Below are 14,506 nucleotides of genomic sequence, written 5' to 3' on the forward strand. Positions count from 1 at the left end.
AATAGGATGCAGGCAAGGGAGTAAAAGGATTCCGAAGAAGCGAAGCGGTCGTATTTGGCTTTCGGATTTCTACCTTAAGTAGGCTCTATACCATCAAGAAATCTGAAAACAAGAGCGATCGTAGGAACATTTTACGTACTTGCCCCATCATCCATTCATGGATCAACTTATATAGCGGGTATATCTATATCTATCCTGCACAAAAATACTACTTTTGAGGAGCTTTTTCTATGACAACCCAAGATCCTATTTATACGAATCACTCCAACAGGTATGACGCCATGGTCAGCCGCCAGCCTGATTTATATGACATCATCAATAAAATCAGGGTGTTTAAAAACTTGGATGTGCTGGATTTAGGAGCAGGGGCGGGAAGGTTATCGACGGTGATTGCTCCCGAGGTTAAATCTCTGATCTGTACGGATATCTCTCGTCCGATGCTGGACATCTTGGAGAACAAGCTGCAGAAGATGAGCATTCCGTTGAATTGGAAAACCGTGGTGTCGGACCATCGGCAGCTGCCCATACCAGATCAGACCGTTGACCTGGTTGTTTCGGGGTGGAGTATTTGTTACCTGGCCGATGCGTCAGAAAATAACTGGGAACAGAATCTGGAACGGATGATGAGCGAGATGCAGCGCGTATTAAAGCCAAATGGAACGATCATCATTTTTGAAACGATGGGTACAGGATATGAGACGCCGCATCCCCCTGAGTTTTTGCAGCCGTACTACGCATGGCTTCAAGATCAATACGGATTTGATCATCAATGGATTAGAACCGATTATGACTTTGGGAGTGTCGATGAATCCATTCACCATACGGAGTTTTTCTTCGGACAAGAACTCGTTGATCGGATCATTCAGAATCAGTGGTCTACGGTTCCGGAGTGTGCCGGGATTTGGTGGAAGCATTTGTAACTCAGCAGAGAGCTATGGGATTTGAGATTTATAGGATCTTTATCAATAAGGTATAATCATGAGATACGTGACAGCTGGAGGGAAATTTATGGATGATTTTACGAAAAAGCGCATTATCAAAATAATGGATCAATATATAAAAGGGGCAGTACCCGAACATGTGCAAAGTGAACTGAAGGTCAGCTATAAAATCAGGGGAAACCATGTGACCTTATTTGAGGAAAGAAAAGCATTTCAAAGTGACCGCTGGGTGCTACTGCCCGTGGCCCAGTTCAGGCTGCTTGAGAAGGTATGGAGGGTCTACTGGCAAGACAGTAAAGAAAAGTGGCATTTCATAGATGACATTGAACCCAATGAAGATTTTGAAGCACAATTAAAGATCGTAGATGAAGGACATAACGGACTGTTTTGGACTTAAATCGAGTTGAATCCATAATGTCAAAGATGGATAGCCGAGAGGAGTGCTGGTATGAACTTTCATATGAATGAAGCCCTCGAGATTTTGGAGCGCACGCCGAAAACCTTGGAGCAATTCTTGTCCGGTATATCCGAGGGATGGCTGCATAGCAATGAAGGGGAAGGAACCTGGAACCCGCTTGAAGTCGTTGAGCACCTCATTGAAGCGGAGAAGCATAACTGGATCCCACGGATGGAATCCATTCTTGCGGAAGGGGAAAACAATCCGTTTCCCGCATTTGACCGGTTTTTCCACTTGAAAGAAGCGTCCGAAAGAACCGTTGAAGAAGCGTTACTAGAGTTCCACAGCATTAGAATGGAGAACCTTTCCAAAGTCAGAGAGTTCGTTGATCCAGCCCTTATTGAAAAGACCGGCCTGCATCCGGAATTCGGCGTCGTCAAGTTGAGGGAGCTGCTCTCTACGTGGGTTGTTCATGATTTTACGCATATGGCGCAAATTGTGCGGGTGATGGCGGAGAGATACCGGGCAGACGTTGGGCCATGGAGTGCATATTTAGGCATTTTAAAAAGGAGCTGATCCTTCTGCTTTAGAAGAGCTGCCTAGCTCGCCTCAGCCTTTACCCTAATTTGAAGGTAGGATGGTGTCGGCCATGAAGACCGAGATCGAGACGAAAGACCGTCAAGTAAGTTTAGGATCAGGTACGATGAGGGCGCTTGTCTATGAAACCTACGGACAGCCGGATGTTCTTCGGATAGAAGAGGTGGAAATTCCTAAGCCGAGGGACCATGAAGTGTTGATCGCAGTCCACGCTGCATCAGTGAATTCCTGGGACTGGGATCTCCTTCGGGGAAAACCGTTTGTGAACCGTATTGGTGGGATGCGGAAACCCCGGTACAGCATTTTAGGCGCGGACATTGCAGGAAGGGTCATCGCTGTGGGGGCGTCCGCCAAGCGGTTTCGAACCGGAGACGAAGTATTCGGAGATATCTCCGGCTGTGGCTGGGGAGGGTTTGCAGAATATGTCTGCGCTGACGAAAAAGCACTGACGCCGAAGGCGGAAGGGATGAGCTTCGAGCAGGCGGCAGCCATTCCTCAAGCAGCGGTCCTGGCCTTACAAGGACTACGCGACAAAGGAAAGCTTGCGAAAGGTTATCACGTTCTAATCAATGGAGCAGGCGGCGGTGTAGGTACGTTCGGGATTCAATATGCCAAGCTGCAAGGGGCCGTGGTAACCGGCGTGGATCGGGCCGAGAAGCTGGAAACGCTGCTTACCGTGGGGGCGGATCATGTTATGGATTATATGAATGAGGACTTCACTGCAGGGGAAAAGCGGTATGATCTGATCCTCGATGTGGTCGGAAACCGATCTGTATTTGCGATCAAGCGCGCACTTCGACCAGGAGGCACCTATGTCATGGTGGGTGGTTCCTTTGCTCGTATCTTTCAGACATTATTGGCAGCACCATGGACGGCTAAGCTTCAAAAGAAGAAGTTGGGATTGCTGATCCATAAGCCGAACCATGACGACCAGTTGATCTGGAGGTCTTTGGTGGAAACGGGTCAAGTCAAGCCTATCATAGATCGGGTTTATTCGTTGGGGGACGCTGCCAAGGCCTTTGAGTATTTCGGCCAAGGTCGAGCAATAGGGAAGGTAGTCGTTCGTATGGATCGAGGCGTTCCGGAGAAATGAGTTGTTTTCAAGGGAAAACCTTGTAAATTTCAGGAATACATATAAAATGAATTCAACGTTTCATTGGATTTCGGAGAAATCGGAGGAGAAAAGGATATGATTCAATCCATCGTGCACATCGCTTTAGTGGTTAAGGATTACGATGAGGCAATCGATTTTTATACGAAGAAGCTTCATTTTACGTTAGTTGAGGATACGTATCAGCCGGAACAGGATAAGCGTTGGGTGGTCGTTGCTCCTCCAGGCTCGGCAGGCACAACCATTTTGCTCGCAAGGGCATCGAAACCCGAACAGGAAGCATTCATCGGAAACCAGTCCGGCGGAAGGGTCTTTTTATTTCTGAATACGGATGATTTCTGGAGAGATTATCACGATATGATTGCCAAAGGAATCGAATTTGTGAGGGAGCCGAAAGAGCAGTCCTATGGAATCGTCGCCGTTTTTAAAGATCTGTATGGGAATCTATGGGACTTGCTTCAATTGAAAGAAGGCCACCCGATTATGGAACGAATGAAGGCAGGTCATTCCTAAGAAGAGAAAATAGACGATATGAATCCAACAGGAGGATACGATGTCGGGAATTCCTAAAATAATTAGAGGAACAGCGGATGAGGCGAATTACGTAAGAAATAAACTGATTGAGTTTAATTCGAGGCATGCGCCCAATGGCATTTACGAAGAAACGAACCTTTGCGTGAAGGACGAAACGGGCAACATCATAGCCGGTCTAAATAGTGCGATATGCTGGAATTGGATGGAAATTGATATTTTGTGGGTAGATGATGAATATCGTGGATGCGGACATGGGAAAAGGTTACTGGAGGAAGCGGAACGAATTGCAGTTTCGAAGCACTGTACGTTCATTAAATTGAACACCTTCAGTTTTCAGGCTCCGGAATTCTATAAGAAATACGGGTATCGGGAAATGGCCGTGATCGAGAATGCGCCATTGGGATATCAACATTATTACTTCATCAAGGACCTGACCGATAATGAAGAGAACTTGTAACGCCTACATTATATCAAGGGGAGCGGGTGATATCATTGAAGATTGAGCTAAAAGCTTTATCAGAGACCGACGACAGGGACATTTTTGAAATGATTAATGAAATTGGGCTAGGAGAGAACGGGTTTACTACCAATTTCCCAGAGCATGATTTCGATCAATTTAAAGGTAGTTTACCTAGACTGGTTGAAATCTCCAATGGAGTGAACCTGCCTGAGGGGCATGTTCCACAAACTATTTATTGGATGTACATCAATGATCGTCCGGTTGCCTATGGAAAATTGAGACATCGATTGAACGAACGCTTATTGGAATATGGCGGACACATCGGTTATATCGTACGGCCAAGTGAACGAGGAAAGGGGTATGGAAAGCTTTTCTTGTCGGAGCTCGTAAAGATGGCCAAAAATTTTGGGATTGAAAAATTATTACTCACTTGTGATGAAGTAAACATACAGTCCAGGAAAGTAATCGAAAGCAACCACGGGACTCTGGAAGAAATCAATAATGGGATTTGTAAGTATTGGATACATATTAATGGAAGTTCGGGATAAGGGGATCCGCATCGGGTAACCCGTGTGTTCATTGGTATTTCATTGAAGGGAGAATTTCAATGAAGCTTGCAGCAGTTGTTTTGGATTTAGACGGAACTCTCCTCAACTCAGACAAACAAATAACTGACCGGAACTATAAGGCTATTCAGGATTGTTACGAGAAAGGAATGAAAATCATCTTTGCGACCGCACGGCCACCAAGAGCTGTGAGATGGTTATTACCTGAAGAATTACTGAGGATGGGCTCAACTATTTTTTACAACGGAGCCTATATCCAATGCGAACAAACAGGAATTCATCATCATGAACCTATTGAAGCTCGAATTACCGCTGAGGTCTTGGAGTATGGATTAAGCTGCGACTTGGATTTGAAAATAAGTCTGGAAGTAATGGATGAATGGTTGAGCCTTGAGGAATATGATTATACAGCCCATATGAAGGTTCAGGAAAATCCCACCGCGAAATCGTTGGAAGAACTAAAAAAGCTGGATGCAACAAAAATCCTTTTTTACGGAAATATGGATACCGACTCATTTAATGAGAAGCTTGCAGCCCAATTAAACGTGATCGTTACAGATCATGGAGAACTTGTTCAGATTACGTCTAAAAAGGCTTCAAAGGAAAAAGCTGTCGAAATACTATGCAAAAGGTTGAATGTCCCCCTCGAAAATGTAATCGCCTTTGGTGACGATCGAAATGATCTCGGATTATTTAGAGTTTGTGGTTGGCCCGTAGCAATGGGAAATGCAGTGGAAGAACTAAAGGTGTTGGCAAAAGAGGTCACGGATACGAATGATAACGATGGAGTTGCGAAGATACTGGAAACCATTCTGTAAACACCAAAATCACAATTAGAAAGCAGGTCACGCTCACGCATGAGATACAAACATCTTTTATTTGATCTGGACGGCACGATTACGGATCCTAAAATCGGGATTACCAAGTCGGTACAGTATGCACTAAACAAGTTCGGGATTCGAGAGGATGACTTGGATCAGTTGGAGCCGTTTATTGGTCCCCCGCTGAAAAACTCGTTTATGGAAATCTATTCTTTTTCCGAGGACCAGGCACTGCAAGGTGTTGAATATTATAGGGAGTATTTTAGGGAATACGGAATGTTTGAAAACGAATTGTATCCCGGGATGCAAAACGTATTAAAGAAGCTGCAAGACGACGGATTTATGCTCTATGTCGCCACCTCTAAACCGAAAGTATTTGCCGATGAGATCCTGAAGTATTTTGAAGTAGACCATCATTTTGAATGGGTCGTTGGCAGTCATCTGGACGGGACGCTGTCCGACAAAACCGAAATCATCACACACATCCTCCAGAACAGAGACCTCGTGAAAAGTGAAGTAGTCATGATCGGCGACCGAAAGCACGATATCATCGGGGCGAGAAACAACGGGATTGATTCCATTGGAGCCGAGTATGGATATGGGGGCGACGGAGAGCTGCTCCGGGAAAATTGCACGTATTACATGAAGAAGATCGAAGACATTCTGAATGTAGTCTATTAGAAATGGAGTGTCACGGCTGGTCTGACGATAAAAGATGTGATTGAGTCACGCGCTGTCAGAGGAAAACGGATTTTCACCCAGACGGCTTCAATTTTAGGGAGAGTGGGTTGACCGTGTTGGTATCCATATCGGCGATAGTATTCACTGTTTTAATGTTTATTGTTGTGCTTTTTCAACTGGCCTTGGCGCTAGGGATGCCATGGGGAAGTTATGCTATGGGTGGAAAGTTCCCGGGAAAATATCCACCGGGCATGCGTGTGGGGGCGATTATTCAGGCCATCGTTCTTCTCGTTATCGCGTCTATTGTGCTGGGCAAGTCGGGCTTGTTCCTCCCGGCATGGGATTCGTTTGCCGACAAAGCGATCTGGTTTGTGGTTGCTTTTTCAATGGTTTCAACCGTGCTAAACCTGATCACAAGAAGCAAATGGGAGAGAAGGATCTGGGCGCCCGTCTCGGTGTTATTGCTCGTAACGAGTGTGATTGTTGCGGTAGGGTAGCTTAAAGAGCAATCCGATTGATAGAGACTTAGGAGAGGGTAGTATGTTTGAAAAGAAGAGACATATCCGGATTGGCGCAGAGAACTGGATTAAGGAACCGGAGCAGACTCATGTGGATGTAGTGGTTACTTTCCCCGACACAACACGATGGATATCGAATTTCTATACGATCCCATGCATCGAATCCATGAGAAAAGATTATTTAACAAGCGGAGCATGCCTCAATGGAGCCTATTGGTGTGCATCCACACCGGTTATTATCTTTGACACCATTAACCGGGAGCGAATCGAACAAGTCGTTGACGATTTAATAGAAAAAGAGGGCTTTCCGTATGTATTTGAGTATTTTGGGCCGGTAGGGGAGAGAGATCTAGAGTCATCTGATTATCCTCCAGAATTTTTTAACAAGGGCTCCAAGATGGATCGTTGGTATATTTCTTGGCATGCTGTGCGGCTGAAGCAGATGCTAGATAAGGCAGATGTGGATGTGCGAGAGAAGCTCAAGAAGCAGCTGTTTGGGTAATCTTCATAAGATTTTTAAGGATTATGATTCCTGGATAAAGTGACGGGAACGCTTGTGCGCATATGTAATAAAAGGTAAAATATAACTACAATTGAATCTTGGGTGGGCATGGTTTCCCTTCGAAGGAAGGTGAAGCCATGGAAGTAAAAGACGCATTAACGATCATGTTCCTATTTGGGGCGTTCATTCTTGCTCTTTTAACATACATTAATAATAACAACAAGAGAAAGTAAAAACCCACCCTAAGGTTGGAAGCAAAAGGTGGGTTTTTTCCTTTGAACTGACTAAGAAGGGGAATCCCATCCAAGCCAATTGTATTGACCAAGTGTTACCAGCACTTGGTCTTTATTGAATATATGATAGCACAAAAATAATATGTATCAAAGTAGAAGCAATTTAATACAGATGCCTTTTGGAAAAAACGATGGTACGAGAATGTAATCCAGTGTCGGAGGAGATGACGATGGGGCCAACAATTTATGAATTGCAAGAAAAAAAGGTGGTAGGAATTGGAGGCATAGGGAAACCAGCTAATCCAACGGATGTTTGGCCGGCTTTGTTTGCTAGGATCCAAGAGATCCCCGGACAGGTGAGCAAGACCGAAACACTTGGTGTCATTAAGCGAAATGAACATGGTTATCTGGCTGGCGTCCAGGTCGATGAATGGAGCGAGCCTCCAGAGGGGATGTATTCATATGAAATTCCAGCCGGCCGGTTTGCGGGTATGACTCACAAAGGGCCCGTAAGCAGAATCAATGAAACATTTGAGATGATCGTGAATTGGTTGTCTGCAAACCACCATGAGACATGGGATATCATTTGTTTTGAAGTTTATGATGATAGATATAAAGGCGAAGCCGAAGAAAGTGAATTCGATATATACGTACAATTAAAATCATGATGGGAGGAGGGGGATATTGAACATATTATGGGACTTCGATGGTACCTTGTTTAATACATACCCGGCCTATACGAACATTTTTTATGAGGTGTTGGAACAGCAAAGATCCAAAGAAGAAATTTTGCAGCATCTGAAAATATCGTTTACTCACGCAGTTAAGTACTTCAAGCTAACAGAGTTTCAAATCAAAGAAATTTTTAGCAGGGAAGAGAGTCTGCTGCCCGAACAAACACCGCCCTTCCCCGACGTAGAAAACATTTTGCGGGCAGCTGAAAAGAATGTAATCATGACGCACAAACCTCGCAGAGAAGTCATTCAAATACTCCAACATTATCAATGGGACCTCTATTTTGTGGACATCGTCGCTGGTGACGACGGCTTTCCCAGAAAGCCGGACCCGGCGTCGTATCTTCATTTGCACCATAGAAACCGGATCGATTTCATTATCGGTGATCGGGAGATCGATATAATGCCTGGCAAGACTTTGGGGATTAAAACTTGTTTATTTCAGAACGAAACCCCAGGCGCAGATTTTTACCTATCCAACTACAAAGACTTTTTCAACGTTATACCTTAAGGAAAGAGCGATATTCTTAAAAAAAGATCACTAAAAATGATTAGAATTGAGGTGATGAAGTTGCTAGCCAACCAATATGCCTTGATCCAAGGATCGCGGGAAGTCGTTATTTCATTTTGCGAAGGATTCAAGGAGGGAGACTTTATTCTACCCATAGATGACTTTGGCAGGGGAAGCATACGTGATACATTAGTACATATCGCCAACGTCTATGAATTTTGGATCGGCCATTTTGCCATGCAGTCACTCCGGGCGACTACTGAAACGAACCTCATTCGCACGACGCAGGACATACGAAACCTATTTTCAGCAGTTGATGAAATGGTAGAGTTATTTTTGCAGGAAAACAGCCACCGTCCCGATGAACGTATTGTTGGCGAGATTCCTTCGCTGCATGCTCAGAAAGAATACTCCGTGTTGCAGCTGATGACTCATGTCATGACGCACGAATTTCACCACAAGGGACAGATTATGACGATGGGGAGAATGCTGGGATATACTCCGCCGGATGCGGATGTGATCCGTTTTTAATCTGGAGTAAGCTCCGGGGACAGGACAGGACAGGATTATACACCCGAAGAGCTGCAGGAAACGGTGGATTACATTAGAGAACAGGCGGATATCCTCGGTGAAGATCATATACGATCTGGTCGACGATATAAGATTGGAGCGCGATCATGAGCCCGACTGATAAGAGGAATAAGCTCAGTGACGAAGTATTTACTTACAGAGCGACGAAAGACAATAAGGTCATCATTTACTGGCAGGGGAAGCAGGTCACCATTTTATCCGGCAAGGAAAGTGAGCGTTTCCTGCAGCAGATCACGAATGCAGATCCTATAGAAGCCCAACTCATCATGGCAAAGGCAACAGGTAATTTTAAACGGGGCAATGAAAAGGGTCCTCGCAAGTAGATAGTTATGTCCGATCCATTACATCTTATTGGAGGTCTGCAATGAAAAATATTGTCGGTCACATTGATTGCGTCTATCTGCCGGTTATCGACCGGGAAGAAACGATCCGGTGGTATCAAGAGAAGCTCGGATTTCATTGGACGGGATTTAGTTTTGACCTGGGTCATGGAGCGGAAATCATGCTGGTTACCGTGAACAATCAAGAAGATGTGAAACTGACTTATAAGACAGACCATTGGGAAGGAAAAGACTACGATATGCACCTCCTGACCTACAAATCCGACAATATTGAAGAGACCTATGCTGCGTTGAAAGAAAGAGGAGTCCGTGTATCGGAAATCAAGCTATACGACGGTAACCGGAAGAACTTTAGATTTTATGATTTGAACGGAAACCGGTTTGACGTATGGTCCGGCTGGATTGGGTAGAGTTCATGTTGCCATATCTCATAGAATAAGAGGAGGGCGCTATGTTTTTCGTCAATGCAAGGGCCATTATTGAACGCGTTCATCGCAACCAAACGGAAGTCATTCTTCAGACCCGTAACAAGCCGGGCGAAGAATCATTGGAATTGCCAGGAGGGAGATTGGAGCTCTATGAACCGATCCTGGATGGATTAAGACGCGAAGTGCGCGAAGAGACGGGGCTCACAATCGTCGAAGTGGAAGGCAGCGAGAAAAGGATCGATACCTGCGGGATCAACCCGGGGTTTGAGGTGGAGTGTGTCGAACCCTATTGTGTATACCAGACTATCAAAGGTCCGGTTGATTCCATAGGCATGTACTTTTTATGCAGAGCTGAAGGGGCCTTGCTGCGAAATGGCGATGAAACAGCGGATGTAGGTTGGAGACCGGTCGAGGAGATCTATCGAATGATGAAAGAGGACCCAAGACAGTTTTCCGACGTGGACCGGGCTGGGTTAAAATATTATTTGAAGCATAAGTTTGGCTGGTGAAAGCAGAACCACTGTAGAACCAATGAACATATTCTTAGTTGCAGGTTGGTATAAGAGAGGGAGGAACTTCATGAACCGCGCATTTATTTTCGACATGGACGGCGTCATTATTGACAGCGAACCGATCCATTTTGACGTGGATATCAAAACGCTGGATTACTTTGGCGTGACAACGACGGAACAGGAACTGGAGCGGTTTGTCGGGATGACCAATCCCGAGATGCTGGGTATTTTTAGGCAGGAGCACAACCTGGTGCATACGATTCAGGAAATGATCGAGTATCAACTGAATCTGAAAATGAACATTCTCAACAATCTCGAAATAGAGCCTATAGCAGGCATTCGGGAGCTGATTGCTAAACTGGAACAGCAAAATATTCCGATGGCGGTCGCTTCGTCTTCCCCGAGGATTTTTATTGAAGGCGTTCTTGGCAAATTCGGGCTGAGCCATTTTTTCAAGACGGTGGTCAGCGGTGAAGAGGTTCCGAAAGGAAAACCCGCACCCGATATTTACCTCGAGACGGCGAAGCAGTTGGGAGTCGATCCGCAGAATTGCGTAGTTCTGGAGGATTCGAGAAACGGTGTGATTGCCGCCAAGAAGGCCGGCATGAAATGCATAGGATATCTGAATCCGAATTCAGGCAACCAGAACCTGGACCAAGCGGATATCACCGTTCAATCTTATGATGAAATTAAGTTTGGGGAGATCTTTGAGTAGCTAACATGTATGGTTTCCGGTAAGTATTTCGTTATATCTCATGAAGGGGAAGATCAGGATGCCGATTTGCATAAATCAGAATGGAGATGCGTTTGACGAATTTCTGACTGTTTCCGAAGAAGAAGTGGCCCAAATGAATCTGGATTTTCCAATCACTCACGCTCTGGTCGTTGCCAGGAATAGAGAAGGATATCTACTCCTCCATAATACATGGAAGAATCACTGGGAGTTACCCGGCGGAATGTTGGAACCTGATGAATCCCTTCGAGAATGCGCTATTCGCGAGATGGCTGAGGAGACCAACCAAGCCTCGGATCGAGTTGTATTTAGAGGACTGATGAAGTTCCGGTTAAAGGACGGCAGGATCGAATATGGCGGACTGTTTTGTGCGGATATTGACCAGGAGAGGCCTTTTGTCATCAATGATGAAGCGAGCAGGATTGTGTACTGGGATGGGCAAGAAGATATCGGTTATATCGATGAGATCGACAAGGAATTGTTGAATTATTATGAGGCTACCTAATTCAAAGGAGAGAAGCGCATGAAATCTCCAGGAGGCTCGACCTACCCCTATTACTATAAAGGCGGAGAAATCCATTGCTTGAAATATGGAAGCAAATACAAAAATCATGATCAGCTTTTTGCCTTGATGAGGCAGGAGGAAGCGTTTATTTTTCAACACAGCAACAAGAAGCTGAAGATTTGGGTCGATTTCTACAAAACATCCGTGACGAAGTCCGTGATCCAAGAACTGATCCATAACATGGATCGCCTGAATGCCCGTATTCAGAAGCTTTCGTTTGTGGGATTGTCCGGGGTTAATCGGTGGCGAGTCAGACGGGGACTGAAGAAGCTAAAGCCGGATTACATGGTATCCTATTTCTCGGACCCGGAAGAAGCCAAAACTTGGTTGATTCGCGAAGAATGAAGGGGGAAAGTATTTTGAACCATCTCGTAGAGAACGTGGATCATGTGCAATTGCCTGTGCAAGATATTCCGCAAGCGGTTGAGTGGTATAACAAGGTGCTAGGCCTTGAGATTATGACGGTGTATGATCACGCAGCTTGGTTAAAATTTACCTCCGGTCCGGTTCTCATGCTGCACCTCAGCACGAAGAATGAGCAGACCTTTTGGCTGGCGGAAGATGAATTTCCGATGCCGTCTTTCATGTTTATTACCCGGCAGATTGACCGCCTGCATGATGTCCTGCAGGACAACGAAGTACATATCAGACAGTATGAAGATCACGGTTTCGGTTGGGTCATCAAATTCGTCGACCCGTTCGGAAATGAACTGGGCGCCTACCAGCCTAAGGAGCAGCCATTGTGAAAAGGCTCGTCATCCTGACCGTTGGGGTAACCCACAGCGGCAAAACGACATTTGCCCAAGCTTTGGAAGGACAACTGCAAAACTCCCTGGTCATTGATCAGGACAACCATGCGGATTTTATCAATACCCATTACCGGGCACTGCTGCCGAAACAGGGACCCAATCGGATCAAATATGCCGTGACTCAGACCATTGTGGATTATGCGGTAAACCAGACCTCCTATCACCTCATCCTGTGCAATTCCAACCGCCATCGTCATGCCCGCCTCAAACAGATCGAATATTACCGAAACCACGGGTTTACGACGGTTGTCGTATATTTTGACCTTCCGGATGCCGTCCTTCAAGAACGGGTGGCTTACAGCCAGCGCAGCACCACCATCTTCAGCAAGGTCTCTTCTTTTCAAGAGGTTCTGGATCGGCAGCAGGCGGAGTCTGCAGACAGCGGCGTCATAAAGCCAACGGCGGAAGAAGCGGACCATTTCTTTGTGATCCGGAACGGTGATGATGTCGGGGCTGTTATCCGTCAGGTTGCTGAACTGGTGGAGTAAAACGTGCTAATTCATGCCACTACGCTCAAGAAGATAACCCCCATAAGGAGGCCATACGATTTTGAACACGGAACTACTATTTAATACCTTTCCTAGCTTACATAACGACAGTATCGAACTCGGTAAAATCGAACCGGCCTATCTAGATGACCTATACGCGATTTATTCCAACGACCGCGTGTTTGACTACTGCGGGATCCTACCCAAGCACAATAAAGATACCGTGAACAAAATGATCGGACACTTTGAACGTGACTACAACAAAAAGGCGAGAGTAAAATGGGGCATCTTTATCCCCGGTTCTCCTCAAAAGCTGGTTGGCATCACCGAATTGTATGACATCAACTCCAAGGTGAATATGATGACCATCGGCTACTTTTTAAATGAACATTATTGGGGCCAGGGCATCGCCACGAAGGTGGTGCAGCTGCTGACCGGCTATTTATTCGAACAGGTGGGGGTCAATCGGCTGCAGGCTGAGGTGATGCCGGCCAACGATGCCTCAAAGCGCGTGCTGCAGAAGAACGGTTTTATGCTGGAAGGGACGTTAAGGCAGGCCACCGTCTGGTCGGGTAAAGGCGTTGTCGATTTGGAGATCTATAGCTTACTGAGGGAAGAGTATGCTGCATCCCATGCAGCATTGAGCAGTTCAATATAAGAGGGGCCGGGGCTCGTATCGGATAAGCGGTCACCTAGTAGACCATTTTGAGAGGATGATTCCGATGAAAATTGCGCTGGTCTTGTTCAATGGCGTTACGTTTCTGGATTTTGTCGGCTTTTATGATGTTATTTACCGCTTGCGGCAGTTTGAGCCAACGAAAGATACGACATGGGACATTTGCGGCTTAACGGAGGAAGTAACCGATGAACTGGGGATGCGGGTCAGTGTGAATGTGATCCGGCCTGATTTATCGGCGTTTGACCTAGTGTTCATCCCTGGGGGAATGGGGACGCGAAAGCTGCGAGAGGATCCGGACTTTATCGACTGGATTCGAACGGCTAAATCGGCTGAATTCAAAGTATCCGTATGCACGGGTTCGCTGCTGTGGGGAGCTGCGGGATTTTTGAAAGGAAGGAAAGCGACGACACATCCCAACGTCTACGATTTATTGCAGCCTTACTGTGAAGAGGTGGTTCACGCCCGAATTGTAAAAGATGGACATTTCATCACGGCCGGCGGGGTGGCCACCTCGATTGATTTGGGTGTATACGTCATTGAACGATTTGCGGGAGCCGAAGCGGCGCAGCTCGTGAAAAAGCAGATCGATTACCCTTATCAAGCCGTTGGTATCGTAGAGGTATGACCGGGTTCGCGCGGGTTCGCTGCCAGCCTTAGGTGATTCACGGGCTGTATACATTGTTTTTATTTTCCGGAAATGATAACTTGAAGTAATGACCAACGGACGAAGTTGGATTTTATACTCAGGAGTGTT

General features: G+C 45.9%; 25 protein-coding genes. All 25 read left to right on the top strand.

Annotation, left to right across the window (positions count from 1 at the left end; genetic code table 11):
• Positions 1 to 230 precede the first annotated feature (230 nt).
• The 25 genes from CJP46_RS09775 (at position 231) to CJP46_RS09890 (ending at position 14,377) form a co-directional block, all read left to right on the top strand.
• The gene (locus CJP46_RS09775; RefSeq protein WP_094595420.1) at positions 231 to 920 is read left to right on the top strand and encodes a class I SAM-dependent methyltransferase; all 690 of its coding nucleotides are present in this window, start codon (positions 231 to 233) and stop codon (positions 918 to 920) included.
• A gap of 88 nt (positions 921 to 1,008) precedes the next feature.
• Positions 1,009 to 1,338: a DUF3024 domain-containing protein gene (locus CJP46_RS36485; RefSeq protein ID WP_179281109.1), complete on the top strand. Its 330-nt coding sequence runs from the start codon at positions 1,009 to 1,011 to the stop codon at positions 1,336 to 1,338.
• A 51-nt stretch (positions 1,339 to 1,389) separates the two neighbouring features.
• Positions 1,390 to 1,914, top strand: coding sequence for a DinB family protein (locus CJP46_RS09785; RefSeq protein WP_094595421.1), 525 nt, complete (start codon positions 1,390 to 1,392; stop codon positions 1,912 to 1,914).
• 73 nt (positions 1,915 to 1,987) lie between these two features.
• On the top strand, positions 1,988 to 3,028 hold the full coding sequence (locus tag CJP46_RS09790) for an NAD(P)-dependent alcohol dehydrogenase (RefSeq protein WP_256992286.1): 1,041 nt from the start codon (positions 1,988 to 1,990) through the stop codon (positions 3,026 to 3,028).
• A 96-nt stretch (positions 3,029 to 3,124) separates the two neighbouring features.
• The gene (locus CJP46_RS09795) at positions 3,125 to 3,559 is read left to right on the top strand and encodes a VOC family protein (RefSeq protein ID WP_094595422.1); all 435 of its coding nucleotides are present in this window, start codon (positions 3,125 to 3,127) and stop codon (positions 3,557 to 3,559) included.
• 40 nt (positions 3,560 to 3,599) lie between these two features.
• Complete coding sequence (locus CJP46_RS09800; RefSeq protein WP_094595423.1) at positions 3,600 to 4,037, top strand: GNAT family N-acetyltransferase; 438 nt, start codon at positions 3,600 to 3,602, stop codon at positions 4,035 to 4,037.
• 26 nt (positions 4,038 to 4,063) lie between these two features.
• Positions 4,064 to 4,588 carry a GNAT family N-acetyltransferase gene (locus tag CJP46_RS09805; RefSeq protein WP_306431038.1) on the top strand — a complete coding sequence of 175 codons (525 nt, stop codon included), beginning with the start codon at positions 4,064 to 4,066 and terminating at the stop codon, positions 4,586 to 4,588.
• Positions 4,589 to 4,647: 59 nt separating this feature from the next.
• Positions 4,648 to 5,424, top strand: coding sequence for a Cof-type HAD-IIB family hydrolase (locus CJP46_RS09810; RefSeq protein WP_094595425.1), 777 nt, complete (start codon positions 4,648 to 4,650; stop codon positions 5,422 to 5,424).
• A 39-nt stretch (positions 5,425 to 5,463) separates the two neighbouring features.
• A complete protein-coding gene (locus tag CJP46_RS09815) occupies positions 5,464 to 6,108 on the top strand; it encodes an HAD-IA family hydrolase (protein ID WP_094595426.1) in 645 nt (214 codons plus the stop codon).
• A 113-nt stretch (positions 6,109 to 6,221) separates the two neighbouring features.
• Complete coding sequence (locus CJP46_RS09820) at positions 6,222 to 6,605, top strand: hypothetical protein (RefSeq protein WP_094595427.1); 384 nt, start codon at positions 6,222 to 6,224, stop codon at positions 6,603 to 6,605.
• A gap of 43 nt (positions 6,606 to 6,648) precedes the next feature.
• Positions 6,649 to 7,128, top strand: coding sequence for a hypothetical protein (locus CJP46_RS09825; RefSeq protein WP_094595428.1), 480 nt, complete (start codon positions 6,649 to 6,651; stop codon positions 7,126 to 7,128).
• A gap of 137 nt (positions 7,129 to 7,265) precedes the next feature.
• The gene (comI, locus tag CJP46_RS37040) at positions 7,266 to 7,361 is read left to right on the top strand and encodes a competence inhibitor ComI (protein ID WP_256992287.1); all 96 of its coding nucleotides are present in this window, start codon (positions 7,266 to 7,268) and stop codon (positions 7,359 to 7,361) included.
• Between the two features lie 230 nt (positions 7,362 to 7,591).
• Entirely contained in the window at positions 7,592 to 8,029 is a 438-nt protein-coding gene (locus CJP46_RS09830) for a GyrI-like domain-containing protein (protein ID WP_094595429.1), read from the top strand.
• A gap of 16 nt (positions 8,030 to 8,045) precedes the next feature.
• Positions 8,046 to 8,606, top strand: a complete 561-nt coding sequence (locus tag CJP46_RS09835) for an HAD-IA family hydrolase (protein ID WP_094595430.1) — start codon at positions 8,046 to 8,048, stop codon at positions 8,604 to 8,606.
• A 36-nt stretch (positions 8,607 to 8,642) separates the two neighbouring features.
• Complete coding sequence (locus tag CJP46_RS09840; RefSeq protein ID WP_094595431.1) at positions 8,643 to 9,137, top strand: DinB family protein; 495 nt, start codon at positions 8,643 to 8,645, stop codon at positions 9,135 to 9,137.
• 146 nt (positions 9,138 to 9,283) lie between these two features.
• On the top strand, positions 9,284 to 9,520 hold the full coding sequence (locus CJP46_RS09845; RefSeq protein ID WP_094595432.1) for a hypothetical protein: 237 nt from the start codon (positions 9,284 to 9,286) through the stop codon (positions 9,518 to 9,520).
• Positions 9,521 to 9,561: 41 nt separating this feature from the next.
• Positions 9,562 to 9,948 (top strand): VOC family protein, encoded by a 387-nt coding sequence (locus CJP46_RS09850; protein WP_094595433.1) that lies wholly within the window; start codon positions 9,562 to 9,564, stop codon positions 9,946 to 9,948.
• A 41-nt stretch (positions 9,949 to 9,989) separates the two neighbouring features.
• The gene (locus CJP46_RS09855; RefSeq protein ID WP_094595434.1) at positions 9,990 to 10,475 is read left to right on the top strand and encodes an NUDIX hydrolase; all 486 of its coding nucleotides are present in this window, start codon (positions 9,990 to 9,992) and stop codon (positions 10,473 to 10,475) included.
• 70 nt (positions 10,476 to 10,545) lie between these two features.
• A complete protein-coding gene (locus tag CJP46_RS09860; protein WP_094595435.1) occupies positions 10,546 to 11,193 on the top strand; it encodes an HAD family hydrolase in 648 nt (215 codons plus the stop codon).
• A gap of 58 nt (positions 11,194 to 11,251) precedes the next feature.
• Positions 11,252 to 11,716, top strand: a complete 465-nt coding sequence (locus CJP46_RS09865; RefSeq protein ID WP_179281110.1) for an NUDIX hydrolase — start codon at positions 11,252 to 11,254, stop codon at positions 11,714 to 11,716.
• An 18-nt stretch (positions 11,717 to 11,734) separates the two neighbouring features.
• Positions 11,735 to 12,121 (top strand): hypothetical protein, encoded by a 387-nt coding sequence (locus tag CJP46_RS09870; protein WP_094595437.1) that lies wholly within the window; start codon positions 11,735 to 11,737, stop codon positions 12,119 to 12,121.
• 14 nt (positions 12,122 to 12,135) lie between these two features.
• Entirely contained in the window at positions 12,136 to 12,522 is a 387-nt protein-coding gene (locus CJP46_RS09875; RefSeq protein WP_179281111.1) for a VOC family protein, read from the top strand.
• Positions 12,519 to 13,073 (top strand): ATP-binding protein, encoded by a 555-nt coding sequence (locus tag CJP46_RS09880; RefSeq protein ID WP_094595439.1) that lies wholly within the window; start codon positions 12,519 to 12,521, stop codon positions 13,071 to 13,073. The genes CJP46_RS09875 and CJP46_RS09880 overlap by 4 nt, the downstream gene beginning before the upstream one ends.
• A gap of 61 nt (positions 13,074 to 13,134) precedes the next feature.
• Complete coding sequence (locus CJP46_RS09885; RefSeq protein ID WP_094595440.1) at positions 13,135 to 13,731, top strand: GNAT family N-acetyltransferase; 597 nt, start codon at positions 13,135 to 13,137, stop codon at positions 13,729 to 13,731.
• Positions 13,732 to 13,795: 64 nt separating this feature from the next.
• Positions 13,796 to 14,377, top strand: a complete 582-nt coding sequence (locus CJP46_RS09890) for a DJ-1/PfpI family protein (RefSeq protein WP_094595441.1) — start codon at positions 13,796 to 13,798, stop codon at positions 14,375 to 14,377.
• Positions 14,378 to 14,506 lie beyond the last annotated feature (129 nt).

Origin of the sequence: Paenibacillus sp. XY044 (assembly GCF_002257645.1) — a bacterium.
Classification (GTDB): Bacteria; Bacillota; Bacilli; order Paenibacillales; family Paenibacillaceae; genus Paenibacillus_AQ.

Excerpts from the sequence above, each read along its gene's own strand:
- CJP46_RS09865 (WP_179281110.1), top strand. The coding sequence starts at position 11,252 with ATGCCGATTTGCATAAATCAGAATGGAGATGCGTTTGACGAATTTCTG.
- CJP46_RS09830 (WP_094595429.1), top strand. The coding sequence starts at position 7,592 with ATGGGGCCAACAATTTATGAATTGCAAGAAAAAAAGGTGGTAGGAATT.
- CJP46_RS09870 (WP_094595437.1), top strand. The coding sequence starts at position 11,735 with ATGAAATCTCCAGGAGGCTCGACCTACCCCTATTACTATAAAGGCGGA.
- CJP46_RS09815 (WP_094595426.1), top strand. The coding sequence starts at position 5,464 with ATGAGATACAAACATCTTTTATTTGATCTGGACGGCACGATTACGGAT.
- CJP46_RS09795 (WP_094595422.1), top strand. The coding sequence starts at position 3,125 with ATGATTCAATCCATCGTGCACATCGCTTTAGTGGTTAAGGATTACGAT.
- CJP46_RS09840 (WP_094595431.1), top strand. The coding sequence starts at position 8,643 with ATGATTAGAATTGAGGTGATGAAGTTGCTAGCCAACCAATATGCCTTG.
- CJP46_RS09810 (WP_094595425.1), top strand. The coding sequence starts at position 4,648 with ATGAAGCTTGCAGCAGTTGTTTTGGATTTAGACGGAACTCTCCTCAAC.
- CJP46_RS09850 (WP_094595433.1), top strand. The coding sequence starts at position 9,562 with ATGAAAAATATTGTCGGTCACATTGATTGCGTCTATCTGCCGGTTATC.
- CJP46_RS09825 (WP_094595428.1), top strand. The coding sequence starts at position 6,649 with ATGTTTGAAAAGAAGAGACATATCCGGATTGGCGCAGAGAACTGGATT.
- CJP46_RS09800 (WP_094595423.1), top strand. The coding sequence starts at position 3,600 with ATGTCGGGAATTCCTAAAATAATTAGAGGAACAGCGGATGAGGCGAAT.
- CJP46_RS09860 (WP_094595435.1), top strand. The coding sequence starts at position 10,546 with ATGAACCGCGCATTTATTTTCGACATGGACGGCGTCATTATTGACAGC.
- comI (WP_256992287.1), top strand. The coding sequence starts at position 7,266 with ATGGAAGTAAAAGACGCATTAACGATCATGTTCCTATTTGGGGCGTTC.
- CJP46_RS09855 (WP_094595434.1), top strand. The coding sequence starts at position 9,990 with ATGTTTTTCGTCAATGCAAGGGCCATTATTGAACGCGTTCATCGCAAC.
- CJP46_RS09775 (WP_094595420.1), top strand. The coding sequence starts at position 231 with ATGACAACCCAAGATCCTATTTATACGAATCACTCCAACAGGTATGAC.
- CJP46_RS09785 (WP_094595421.1), top strand. The coding sequence starts at position 1,390 with ATGAACTTTCATATGAATGAAGCCCTCGAGATTTTGGAGCGCACGCCG.
- CJP46_RS09790 (WP_256992286.1), top strand. The coding sequence starts at position 1,988 with ATGAAGACCGAGATCGAGACGAAAGACCGTCAAGTAAGTTTAGGATCA.
- CJP46_RS36485 (WP_179281109.1), top strand. The coding sequence starts at position 1,009 with ATGGATGATTTTACGAAAAAGCGCATTATCAAAATAATGGATCAATAT.
- CJP46_RS09890 (WP_094595441.1), top strand. The coding sequence starts at position 13,796 with ATGAAAATTGCGCTGGTCTTGTTCAATGGCGTTACGTTTCTGGATTTT.
- CJP46_RS09845 (WP_094595432.1), top strand. The coding sequence starts at position 9,284 with ATGAGCCCGACTGATAAGAGGAATAAGCTCAGTGACGAAGTATTTACT.